Raw genomic sequence first — 11,524 nt, 5'->3', positions numbered from 1 at the left:
CGCCCCTGTTTACAGCACAATTTGCTCTAAAGCCCTGCAGTTTTTCCGGTCATCACTTCCTATACTGCGACGTAAGGTCGCACAGCTATCCGGGACCTTTGAGGCCTTTGGCCCGTGGGCGCTCCGATGGGGGGCGATGGTAATAACGACAGGAGTGACTGGCATGATCCATCACGTCGTGGGGCTGTTTACCCATCCCGACCAGGAATGGCGGGAAATTCGTGGCGATAAGGAAGAAAGCATTGGCCACATGTACCTCACTCACACCCTGATTCTCGCGGCGATCCCCGCCGTATCGGCGTTTATCGGCACTACCCAGGTGGGCTGGGTCATCGGCAGCCGCGCGCCGGTGATGCTGACCCAGGAAAGCGCCCTATGGATGACCCTGATGTCGTACGCGGCCATGCTCGGCGGCGTGGCGGTCATGGGCGCGTTCATTCATTGGATGGCCCGTACCTACGACGCCAGCCCCAGCATGGCGCGGTGCGTAGCATTTGCCACCTACACCGCGACCCCGCTGTTTATCGGTGGGCTGGCGGCGTTGTATCCGCATATGTGGCTGGGAATGGTCGTCGGCACGGCCGCCATCTGTTACACGGTGTACCTGCTGTATGTGGGGCTGCCCACGTTCATGAGCATCGACCCGGACGAGGGGTTCCTGTTTTCCAGCTCGGTGCTGGCGGTGGGCCTGGTGGTACTGGTGGCGATCATGGCGTTCACCGTGGTCGTCTGGGGCTTGGGCGTAGGCCCGATCTACACCAACTGAGCGGCTGACCCCGCAGGCAAAGCCACCGCAAGGTGGCTTTGTGCGTCATGCATGACCATTCGGCGCCTGACAGATTCGGAAACACCTGCTTTTGCGGCATACTGGGCGCCTCTGGAGATATGGTCAGCATGCCCGAGCAACTCAATACCCGCGTCGAAGATTGTTTCCTGCAAGCAGAATCCTTTTTTAAACGAAGTTTCAAACGCCCCCAGGTCAGCCTCAAGCTGCGGGGCCAGAAGGCCGGTGTCGCGCATTTGCACGAGAACCTGCTGCGCTTCAACCCACAGCTGTACCGTGAAAACAGCCAACATTTCCTGAAGCAGACCGTGGCCCATGAGGTTGCGCACCTGATCGCCCATCAATTGTTTGGCGAACGCATCCAGCCCCATGGCGAGGAATGGCAATTGATCATGCGCGGGGTATACGAACTGCCGCCGGATCGCTGCCACACCTATGCAATCAAGCGTCGGCAAGTCACGCGTTACATCTATCGCTGCCCATGTGCCGACAGTGATTTCCCGTTTTCAGCCCAGCGCCATGGTTTGGTGAACCAGGGCCGACGGTACTTGTGCAGGCGTTGCCGGCATACCTTGGTGTACACCGGGGAAACCCGGGTGGAGTGAGGGCCCCATCGCAGGCAAGCCAGCGCCCACCTGTTGACCGCGCCGCCGATCAAAGATGGGAGCTGGCTGGCCCGCGAAAGCGGCCGAGCAGTCACCCAACCACCTTGGCCTGCCGCAATGCTGCTATTCGTTGCGCACTGAGCCCCAGCTCAGCCAACACTTCATCTGAATGCGCCCCCACCGCCGCACCCATGTGCCGAGGCTTTGGCAACCCCTGTGAAAACTTCAACGGGCAGGCGATTTGCGCCTGAGTCGAGCCATCGCCGCGTGGCACCTGGCTGATCAGCTTCCGCGCCTTCAACTGCGGATGCTCCACCGCTTCACTCAAGCTCAATACAGGCTCCACACACGCATCCACCCCGGCAAACAGCTCGCACAACTGCTCAAAGCTGCGCTTTTCAAACTCGACCTGCAGCGCCAGCTTCAGGGCTTTTTGCTGTTCCGGCCTGGGCGACAGGCCTTGCGCTGCCAACTCCGGTCGGCCCAACGCCTCGCACAGTTGCTGCATAAACGCAGGCTCCAGGCTGCCGACCGACATCCAGCGCCCGTCGCGCGTGCGGTAGTAATCATAAAAGCTGCCGCCGTTGAGCACCTGGGCCTCCCAATCCGGCTCGACCCCACAGGCCAGGTAACCCGCGCCGGCCATGGCGTTCAGGCTGAACGAACAGTCCGTCATGCTCACATCCAGGTGTTGGCCCACGCCGCTGTGCTGACGCGCTATCACCGCCGCCAGCAACCCCACCACCGCGTGCAGCGAACCACCGGCCACATCCGCCAATTGCACGCCCAGCGGCAGAGGTCCGCTGTCCTGGCGCCCGGTGTGGCTGGCAATGCCGGCCAGCGCCAGGTAATTGATATCGTGTCCGGCACGGTCCTTATAGGGCCCAGTCTGGCCGTAGCCGGTGATCGACACGTAGATCAACCTGGGGTTGATCGCATTGAGCGCCGCATAGCCCAGTCCCAAACGCTCCATGACGCCGGGGCGAAACTGCTCGAGGACGATGTCGTAGTCCTTGACCAGCTCACGCACGATCTCCAGCGCCTCGGCCTGCTTGAGGTCCAGCGCCAGGCTGCGCTTATTGCGGTTGAGGTAGGCGTGGCTGGCCGACGTGCCGTGATCGTGCGGCGGCAGAACGCGCAACAGGTCCACGCGTGTAGGCGATTCGATCCGCAGCACCTCGGCGCCCATGTCCGCGAGCATCAAGGATGCAAACGGGCCAGGTAGCAAGGTGGAAAAATCCAGCACTTTGAGGGACGCCAAGGGACCTGACATGGAGACTCCATTTCGGTTTCGAATGCCCACAGCGTAGGCAGGCTTGATCCTACCGGCAATCGTCAGAACGATCAGCGAGGGTGACCGTTTTGATCACGGCGGGCTTTTTCGCCGCGGCGGCTTTATCATTGGCCCACGTTTGCTTGCAGAGTGTTCCATGAAGTTCGCAATTGCGCTGTTTTCCGCCGCCCACGCGCCCTCCTCGCGCCGCGCCTTGCTGTTTGCCCAAGCGGCGATTGCCGGTGGGCATGAGATTGTGCGGCTGTTTTTTTATCAGGACGGCGTGTACAGCGCCTCCAGCAACATCGTCGCGCCCCAGGATGAGCAAGATATTGCCCGGCAATGGCGCGAGTTTGTCAGCGCGCACCAGTTGGACGGCGTGGTGTGCATTGCCGCTGCCTTGCGCCGTGGCGTGCTCAATGGCGAAGAAGCCAAACGCTACCAACGCAGCGCGGTGAACCTGGATGCGCCGTGGGCGTTGTCGGGCCTTGGGCAATTGCACGATGCCGCCCAGGCTGCCGACCGCCTGATCTGTTTTGGAGGGCCGTGACATGTCCAAATCCTTATTGGTCATCAGCCGCCAGGCGCCGTGGTCCGGGCCAAGCGCGCGCGAAGCCCTGGATATTGTGCTGGCCGGCGGTGCGTTCGACTTACCGATCGGCCTGCTGTTTATGGACGACGGCGTGTTTCAACTGGCGCCGCAGCAAAACGCCAAAGCCGTGCAGCAAAAAGACCTGAGCGCCAACCTGCAAGCGTTGGGCCTGTTTGGCATTGATGACGTGTTCGCCTGCGGCCACAGCCTGGCCGAACGCGGGCTCACAGCCCCTGCCAGCGCCCAGGCACTTGGCAACGATGCTATTGGCAAATTGATTGACCGTTACGACCAGGTGATTACCCTCTGATGTCGACTTTACATGTGGTGTCTCACTCACCGTTTACCGATAGCCGCCTCGCCAGTTGCCTGCGCGTATGCGGCAGTGCGGACGCGATTCTGCTGTGCGGCGACGGCGCCTACGGCCTGCACAACGCGGCGCTGCAAACCAGGGGCGTGAAGGTTTTTGTACTGGCTGAAGACATGCTGGCGCGCAATCTGCCGCTACCGGACTGGGCCGACAGCGTGGACTACCCGGGTTTCGTGCAGCTGTCCATCGACTACGACAAGGTCAACAGCTGGCTATGAACACCTTGACCGTAGGCGGACGCACCCTCGAATTGGACAAGGACGGCTACCTCGTCGACCTCAATGACTGGTCTGCAGAGGTCGCCAACGCGCTGGCCGCCGCGGAGCCCCTGGAATTGACCGCCGCCCATTGGGAGATCCTCGAACTGCTGCGCGGGTTCTATGAAGAGTTCCAGCTGTCCCCTGCCACGCGCCCACTGATCAAGTACACCGCCTTGAAGCTGGGACCGGAAAAGGGCAACAGCCTGCACCTCAACACACTGTTCAACGGCACTCCCGCCAAACTCGCCGCCAAGTTGGCGGGCCTGCCCAGGCCGACGAATTGCTTATGACCGACTTTGCCCCGCTGACCTTTGAAACCCCTGCCGAGCACCCGTTTGCGCAGTTCGTACGCATCCTGAGCAAAGGCAAGCGCGGCGCGCGCAACCTCACCCGTGAGGAAGCCCGTGAAGCCATGGGCATGCTGCTCGACGAAAAGGTCGAGGACACCCAGCTCGGCGCCTTCCTGATGTTGCTGCGCCACAAGGAAGAAAGCCCGGAAGAGCTCGCAGGTTTCACCCAAGCCGTGCGCGAACGCCTGAACGCGCCGGCGCTGAAGGTGGATGTCGACTGGCCAACCTACGCCGGTAAAAAACGCCATCTGCCGTGGTATTTGCTGGCGGCCAAGTGCCTGGCGCAAAACGGAGTGCGCATCCTCATGCACGGCGGCGGTGCGCACACCGCCGGCCGGTTGTACACCGAGCAATTGCTGGACGGTTTACAGATCCCGTTGTGCCGCAACTGGCAGCAGGTCGAAACGGCGTTCGAACACGGCAACCTGGCGTTTATTCCCCTGGGCGACTGGGCACCACAACTGCAACGCATGATTGACCTGCGCAACACCCTGGGCCTGCGCTCGCCGATCCACTCGCTGGCGCGCCTGCTCAACCCGCTGAATGCGCGCTGCGGCCTGCAAAGCATTTTCCATCCCGGTTACCAGGGCGTACACCGCGATGCCAGCGGCCTGCTTGGCGACAATGTGATCGTGGTCAAGGGCGATGGCGGCGAAGTCGAGATCAACCCGGACACAATCAGTCACCTGTATGGCACCACTGGCGGCCAAAGCTGGGATGAAGAATGGCCCGCCCTCTCCGCCCAACGCCACGTCAAACCTGCCAGCCTGGAACCTGAACACTTGAAAGCCGTGTGGCGTGGTGACGCTCAAGACAGTTACCCGCAACTGGCGCTGATCGCGACCATGGCCCTGGCCTTACGCGGCATCGGCCATCCGCGAGAGCAGGCGTTCGCATTGGCCCAGCAATACTGGGATGCGCGGGACAAATCGATTTAATCGATCATTGCCCCGCAGTCTTTGCGCTTTTAGTTCGAACTCATCCCTTTAGACTGGCCTCCAACGCTTATTAGCCAAGGAGCCAGTCATGGGTTTGCTGATCGAAGGACACTGGAAAGACCAGTGGTACGAAAGTAGCGCAGACGGCGCTTTCCAGCGCGAGCAGGCACAGCGCCGCAATTGGGTGACCGCCGACGGTGAGCCCGGCCCGAGTGGCGAAGGTGGCTTCAAGGCCGAAGCCGGTCGCTACCACCTGTATGTGTCCCTCGCCTGCCCCTGGGCGCATCGCACCCTGATCCTGCGCAAGCTCAAGGGCCTGGAAAGCTTGATCGAGGTGTCCGTGGTCAGTTGGTTGATGCTGGAAAACGGCTGGACCTTCGACAAGGCCCACGGCTCTACCGGCGACAAGCTCGATGATTTTGCCTACATGCATCAGCGCTATACCGCCGACACCGCCGACTACACTGGCCGCGTGACCGTGCCGGTGCTGTGGGACAAGACGCTCAAGCGCATCGTCAGTAATGAATCGGCGGAGATCATCCGCATGTTCAACAGCGCGTTCAACCACCTGACCGGCAACACGCTGGACTTCTACCCCGAGGAGCTTCGCGAGGCGATTGACGCGCTGAACGAGCGCATCTACCCCGCGGTGAACAACGGCGTGTACCGCGCAGGCTTCGCCACCTCGCAAAAGGCTTATGAAAGCGCGTTTGACGATGTGTTTGCCGAGCTGGACCACCTGGAGCAGCACTTGGGTAAGCACCGCTATCTGGCCGGCGAATACCTGACCGAAGCCGACGTGCGGCTGTTCACCACGCTGATTCGCTTTGATGCGGTGTATTACAGCCACTTCAAATGCAACCTGCGGCGGATTGCCGATTATCCGAATTTGTCGAACTGGCTAAGGGAGATGTATCAGTGGCCAGGCGTGGCCGAGACGGTGGATTTTGCGCATATCAAGGGGCATTACTACGCGAGCCACCGGACCATCAATCCGACGGGGATTGTGCCGAAAGGGCCGTTGCACAATTTTGATGCTGGCCATGATCGCGAGCGGCTGAGCGGTAAGGCCGTCTGGAACTGACAACCCCTCTTCCGGTAGCGATTGGGCTTTCGTGGCGAGCGGGCTTGCCCCGCGTGGGGCTGCGCAGCAGCCCCAGTAAAAACACCGCGTTCTGCCAGGCAAACCGCGGTGTCTGGCTTTAGGGCTGCTGCGCAGCCCAACGCGGGGCAAGCCCGCTCGCCACACTCAAATCACGCACTCAAGGGCGGTGTCACACCTGGGATTGTGCGCCTTCGAACCACTTCAGCTTTTCGCGCAATACCACCACTTCACCGACGATGACGAGTGTTGGCGCATGCACTTCATGCTCCGCCACCATGCGCGGCAAATCCGCCAGGGTGCCGGTGAAGACACGCTGGTTGGAGGTGGTGCCCTGCTGGATCAACGCCGCCGGCGTATCCGCCGAGCGACCATGCTTGATCAGCTGTTCACAGATAATCGGCAAGCCGATCAAGCCCATGTAAAACACCAAGGTCTGCGACGGGCCAACGAGGTCATGCCAAGGCAGGTCCGAGGTGCCGTTTTTCAAATGCCCGGTGATAAACCGCACCGACTGCGCATAGTCGCGATGGGTCAGCGGAATTCCGGCATACGCCGCGCAACCACTGGCCGCCGTGATACCCGGCACCACCTGAAACGGAATGCCATGGGCCGCCAACTCTTCGATCTCTTCGCCACCACGGCCAAAGATGAACGGATCGCCACCCTTGAGGCGCAGTACACGCTTGCCTTGCTTGGCCAGGTCCACCAATTGCTGGTTGATCTGGTCCTGCGGCACAGCATGATCGGCGCGACGTTTGCCCACGTAAACCCGTTCGGCATCGCGACGGCACAGTTCGAGAATGGCCGGCGCCACCAAGCGGTCGTACAGCACCACGTCGGCTTGCTGCATCAGACGCAAGGCGCGGAAGGTCAGCAGGTCCGGATCACCCGGGCCTGCGCCCACCAAGTAAACTTCGCCCGGCGCATGTGGTGGTTTCCCGTTGACCTTTTCGATCAGCAGGCGCTCAGCCTCATCGCCCTGCCCGGCCAACTGGCGGTCGGCAATCGGGCCCTGGAAAACTTCTTCCCAGAACGCGCGACGCTGCTGCACATCCGGATACAAACCTTTGACCTGAGCACGAAAACGCGCCGCCAGCCCGGCCAATTGGCCATAGGTGGACGGAATCCAGGTCTCCAGCTTGGCGCGGATCAAGCGCGCCAGTACCGGCGCATCGCCGCCACTGGACACTGCAATCACCAAGGGCGAACGGTCGACAATCGCCGGAAAGATCACGCTGCACAGGGCTGGCGCGTCCACCACGTTGACCGGCACGCAGCGACGCTTGGCATCACTGGACACTTGCGCGTTCAGTGGTTCGTCATCGGTCGCGGCGATGATCAGGGTGCAACCGTCGAGGTCGGGCTCCTGATAACCGCGCAAAATCAGTTCCCCGCCACTGCCCAGCACCAGTTCACGCAACTGGTCTTCGATCTGGGGAGCAACCACCCGCAGCAACGCACCGGCGTCGGCCAGCAGTCGGGATTTGCGCAAGGCAATCTCCCCACCACCGACGACCAACACACGACTGCCGCGCAGGTTATGAAACAGCGGCAGAAATTCCATTTAGCCGATGACCTCAACGCCGCCCATGTACGGCTTGAGCACTTCCGGCACGCGGATGGAACCGTCGGCCTGCTGATAGTTTTCCAGCACGGCTACGAGCGTACGGCCTACGGCCAGGCCCGAACCGTTGAGGGTGTGTACCAGCTCCGGCTTGCCGGTTTCCGGGTTGCGGAAACGCGCCTGCATGCGACGGGCCTGGAAATCACCGCAGTTGGAGCACGACGAAATCTCGCGGTATTTGTCCTGGCTCGGTACCCACACTTCGAGGTCGTAGGTCTTCACGGCACTGAAACCCATGTCGCCAGTGCACAGCGCCAAGACGCGGTACGGCAGCTCCAGCAGTTGCAGCACGCGTTCGGCATTGGCGGTCAGGCCTTCCAGGGCTTCCATCGAGGTCGACGGCTCGACCACTTGCACCATCTCGACTTTGTCGAACTGGTGCTGGCGAATCATGCCGCGCGTGTCACGCCCCGAAGCGCCGGCTTCACTGCGAAAGCACGGGCTGTGGGCCACGAACTTGATCGGCAGCTGCTTGGCATCGAGGATTTCGCCCGCGACGATATTGGTCAGCGACACTTCGGCCGTCGGGATCAGGTACAGGTCGGCTTCGCCGTCGCGGCTGATCTTGAACAGGTCTTCTTCGAACTTCGGCAGCTGGCTGGTGCCCATCAGCGCCGGCGCCTGCACCAGGTACGGGGTGTAGGCTTCTTCGTAGCCGTGCTCGCCGGTGTGCAGGTTGATCATGAATTGCGCCAGGGCACGGTGCATGCGCGCGATCGGGCCGCGCAGCAAGGCAAAGCGTGCGCCGGACATTTTGGCGGCGGTTTCAAAATCCAGGCCACCGGTCAGCTCACCAAGCGCAACGTGGTCCTTGATCTCGAAATCAAAGGCCTTAGGCGTGCCCCAGCGGCGCACCTCGACGTTGCCGTCTTCGTCTTCGCCAATCGGCACGGATTCGTGCGGCAGGTTGGGGATGCCCAGCAGGATCGAGTCCAGCTCGCTCTGAATGCCTTCCAGCTCGACTTTGCCGTCGGACAGCTCGGTGCCCATACGCTCGACGTCCGCCATCAGCGGCGCGATGTCTTCACCGCGCTGCTTGGCCTGACCGATGGATTTGGAGCGCGCATTGCGTTCAGCCTGCAGTGCTTCGGTGCGGGTCTGGACGGTCTTGCGCTGTTCTTCCAGCGCTTCGATGCGCGCAACATCCAAGGCAAAGCCACGGGATGCCAGGCGGTCCGCTACGTCCTGAAGGTTGCTACGTAACAGTTTGGAATCGAGCATGTCGGTCTCTCGTTATCAAAGTTTGGTCAAGGACAGGCCAGCCCAGGTGGCGAGCAGCCCGCCGAACACGCTGATGCCCAAGTAGCCGAAGGCGACCAGGGCTTGCCCGCTTTCCAGCAGGCGCAGCGTATCCAGTGAAAAGGATGAAAAGGTCGTCAGACCGCCTACAAAGCCGACAATCAAGCCGGCGCGAATCTCAATCGGCACTTCCGGGCGCAACAGGAACCAGCCGTACAACAGCCCGATGATCAAGCAGCCCACCAGGTTGACCGCCAGGGTCGCCGCATAAAAATGCTTGGGCCAGTTGGCGCTCACCCACGTACCGGTGGCGAAACGCAATAATGTACCAGCGATGCCGGCTACGGACACGGCAAGAATGGTCTTGAGCACTACTTTCTCCGCTGTTTGGGGCTGAGGCGATCGAGTTGGGCGAGGTGATTGAGCTTTTCACCAATCTTCAGCTCCAGCCCACGGGGCACCGGCTGGTAGAACGGCTGCGGCTCAAGCTCATCGGGAAAATAGTCTTCACCGGCGGCGTAGGCGTCCGGCTCATCATGGGCATAGCGGTATTCGTCACCGTAGCCCAGTTGTTTCATCAGCTTGGTCGGGGCGTTGCGCAGGTGCAACGGCACTTCCAGCGAGCCGTGTTCGGCCGCAGCGCGCAGGGCCGACTTGAAGCCCATGTAAACGGCGTTGCTCTTGGGAGCGCAGGCCAAGTAAGTGATGGCCTGCGCCACCGCCAACTCGCCTTCCGGGCTGCCGAGGCGCTCCTGCACTTCCCAGGCGGCGAGGCACAGGCTCAGCGCGCGCGGGTCGGCATTGCCGATGTCTTCGCTGGCCATGCGCACCACACGGCGCGCCAGGTACAGCGGGTCGCAGCCGCCGTCGATCATGCGCGCAAACCAATACAGCGCGCCGTCGGGGTTGGAGCCGCGTACGGATTTGTGCAGCGCCGAGATCTGGTCGTAGAAGGCTTCGCCCCCCTTGTCAAAGCGCCGGCGAGTGTCGCCCAGCAGGCTCTGCAGGAGGTCGACGCCGATCTCGCTGTGGTCTTCGGCCAGATCCGACGCGTTCTCCAGCAGGTTGAGAAAGCGCCGACCGTCGCCATCGGCGGCGCTCATCAAAATCTTGAAGCCTTCGTCGCTGAGGCTGAGCTGGCGTTTGCCCAAGCCCTTGTCTTCGCTCAATGCACGCTGCAACAGCTTGCGCATCGCGGCTTCGTCCAGGCTCTTGAGCACATAGACCCGCGCCCGCGACAGCAATGCGTTGTTGAGTTCAAACGACGGGTTTTCGGTGGTGGCGCCGATAAAAATCAGTGTGCCGTCTTCGACATACGGCAAAAACGCATCCTGCTGCGACTTGTTGAAGCGGTGCACCTCATCAACGAACAGGATGGTGCGCTTGCCGTATTGCCCGGCCTGCTGCTTGGCCACCTCAACCGCCTGACGGATCTCCTTGACCCCGGCCAACACCGCCGAAACCGTTTCGAAGTGCGCATCCGAGACCTTCGCCAGCAAGCGCGCCAGGGTGGTTTTACCCACGCCTGGCGGCCCCCAGAAAATCATCGAGTGCAGCGCACCCTGCTCCAGGGCTTCGCGCAATGGCTTGCCGCGAGCGAGCAGGTGTTCTTGCCCGACGTACTCGTCCAGGTTGGTCGAACGCAAACGCGCGGCCAAGGGTTGAGCAATCGGGTCACTTCGAAACAAATCCATGGGCAGCGCTTGAAACCTCTAAACAGTTTATTCCTGGATCACGTCGGCACCCTTGGGGATGACGAACTTGAACTTGGAAGCATCCACGACGCCGTTGGCCTTGACCGCGGAGAACAGGATATCGGTGCGCTGACCAACGCTGTCGATCAGGCGCATGTTGTTGATCACGCCATTGCCAAACGACAGTTGCAGGCTGTCAAACAGCGTGTCCTTGGACTTGGGCTTGAGGGTGAACTCAATTACGTTGCTGGTTTGCTTGGAGGTGATATCAAAACTGTCGCTGATTTTCGACACATCGCCCGACAGCAGCAGCGCCGGGGTCTGGTTCAAACGCGGGTCGAGCTTTTTGATGGTCGCCTGCTCCAGGTCCGGGTCCCACAAGGTGACTTTCTGGCCGTCGGAGACGATGGTCTGCTCGTTCGGCGCGTCGGTTTTCCAGTAGAACAGGCCCGGGCGCTGTACGGCCATTTCACCGGCGGTTTCCTGCAACTGGGTGCCGCCACCATCCAGGGTCAGCTGGGAGAAGCGCGCCGTCAGGGTCTTGGATTTGTCCAACAGGTTGGTCAGGCTGGCCACGGAGGCCGGATCAGCGTGGGCCGAAACAGCAGTCAGGGCCAGGGCCGGCAACAACAGCATGCGGATAAGACGCATGGGAGTCCTCATTGAGTCGTTAAGGCGAGCCGCGTGCTA

The 11,524-nt window shown here is 61.4% G+C and carries 14 protein-coding genes; 8 read left to right on the top strand and 6 right to left on the bottom strand.

Annotated features, from left to right (window positions below):
• The first annotated feature begins 163 nt into the window (after window positions 1-163).
• Entirely contained in the window at window positions 164-766 is a 603-nt protein-coding gene (locus AC19YS_RS27655) for a Yip1 family protein (protein WP_500603099.1), read from the top strand.
• Between the two features lie 128 nt (window positions 767-894).
• Window positions 895-1,389: a SprT family zinc-dependent metalloprotease gene (locus AC19YS_RS27650; RefSeq protein ID WP_064454959.1), complete on the top strand. Its 495-nt coding sequence runs from the start codon at window positions 895-897 to the stop codon at window positions 1,387-1,389.
• Between the two features lie 91 nt (window positions 1,390-1,480).
• Here the strand turns inward: AC19YS_RS27650 and AC19YS_RS27645 are convergent, their stop codons facing one another.
• Window positions 1,481-2,662, bottom strand: coding sequence for a CaiB/BaiF CoA transferase family protein (locus AC19YS_RS27645; RefSeq protein WP_500603098.1), 1,182 nt, complete (start codon window positions 2,660-2,662; stop codon window positions 1,481-1,483).
• A 157-nt stretch (window positions 2,663-2,819) separates the two neighbouring features.
• Here AC19YS_RS27645 and tusD point away from each other — a divergent pair, with 157 nt between their 5' ends.
• The 6 genes from tusD to AC19YS_RS27615 all read left to right on the top strand — a co-directional run bounded on the left by tusD (window position 2,820) and on the right by AC19YS_RS27615 (window position 6,256).
• Complete coding sequence (gene tusD, locus AC19YS_RS27640; RefSeq protein ID WP_200623636.1) at window positions 2,820-3,212, top strand: sulfurtransferase complex subunit TusD; 393 nt, start codon at window positions 2,820-2,822, stop codon at window positions 3,210-3,212.
• A gap of 1 nt (window position 3,213) precedes the next feature.
• Window positions 3,214-3,564: a sulfurtransferase complex subunit TusC gene (gene tusC, locus AC19YS_RS27635; RefSeq protein WP_106579849.1), complete on the top strand. Its 351-nt coding sequence runs from the start codon at window positions 3,214-3,216 to the stop codon at window positions 3,562-3,564.
• Window positions 3,564-3,842: a sulfurtransferase complex subunit TusB gene (tusB, locus tag AC19YS_RS27630; RefSeq protein ID WP_106579850.1), complete on the top strand. Its 279-nt coding sequence runs from the start codon at window positions 3,564-3,566 to the stop codon at window positions 3,840-3,842. The genes tusC and tusB overlap by 1 nt, the downstream gene beginning before the upstream one ends.
• The gene (locus AC19YS_RS27625) at window positions 3,839-4,174 is read left to right on the top strand and encodes a TusE/DsrC/DsvC family sulfur relay protein (protein ID WP_106579851.1); all 336 of its coding nucleotides are present in this window, start codon (window positions 3,839-3,841) and stop codon (window positions 4,172-4,174) included. The genes tusB and AC19YS_RS27625 overlap by 4 nt, the downstream gene beginning before the upstream one ends.
• A complete protein-coding gene (locus tag AC19YS_RS27620) occupies window positions 4,171-5,172 on the top strand; it encodes a glycosyl transferase family protein (protein ID WP_500603097.1) in 1,002 nt (333 codons plus the stop codon). Before AC19YS_RS27625 ends, AC19YS_RS27620 begins: the two co-directional genes overlap by 4 nt.
• A gap of 88 nt (window positions 5,173-5,260) precedes the next feature.
• Window positions 5,261-6,256 (top strand): glutathione S-transferase family protein, encoded by a 996-nt coding sequence (locus AC19YS_RS27615; RefSeq protein ID WP_106579853.1) that lies wholly within the window; start codon window positions 5,261-5,263, stop codon window positions 6,254-6,256.
• A gap of 190 nt (window positions 6,257-6,446) precedes the next feature.
• On the opposite strand, the gene cysG is transcribed toward AC19YS_RS27615, so the two are convergent.
• From cysG to lolA, 5 genes are read right to left on the bottom strand one after another with little or no spacing between them, the layout of a single operon-like run.
• Window positions 6,447-7,841 (bottom strand): siroheme synthase CysG, encoded by a 1,395-nt coding sequence (gene cysG / locus AC19YS_RS27610; protein WP_119736257.1) that lies wholly within the window; start codon window positions 7,839-7,841, stop codon window positions 6,447-6,449.
• A complete protein-coding gene (gene serS / locus AC19YS_RS27605) occupies window positions 7,842-9,122 on the bottom strand; it encodes a serine--tRNA ligase (RefSeq protein ID WP_106579855.1) in 1,281 nt (426 codons plus the stop codon).
• 15 nt (window positions 9,123-9,137) lie between these two features.
• Window positions 9,138-9,512, bottom strand: a complete 375-nt coding sequence (gene crcB, locus AC19YS_RS27600) for a fluoride efflux transporter CrcB (protein WP_034098661.1) — start codon at window positions 9,510-9,512, stop codon at window positions 9,138-9,140.
• Window positions 9,512-10,834, bottom strand: a complete 1,323-nt coding sequence (locus tag AC19YS_RS27595) for a replication-associated recombination protein A (RefSeq protein ID WP_106579856.1) — start codon at window positions 10,832-10,834, stop codon at window positions 9,512-9,514. Before AC19YS_RS27595 ends, crcB begins: the two co-directional genes overlap by 1 nt.
• Window positions 10,835-10,861: 27 nt before the next feature.
• A complete protein-coding gene (gene lolA, locus AC19YS_RS27590; RefSeq protein WP_106579857.1) occupies window positions 10,862-11,485 on the bottom strand; it encodes an outer membrane lipoprotein periplasmic chaperone LolA in 624 nt (207 codons plus the stop codon).
• Window positions 11,486-11,524: the final 39 nt, after the last annotated feature.

Source organism: Pseudomonas sp. MF08831, assembly GCF_059862645.1.
This window is presented reverse-complemented; position numbering and strand designations above follow the sequence as displayed.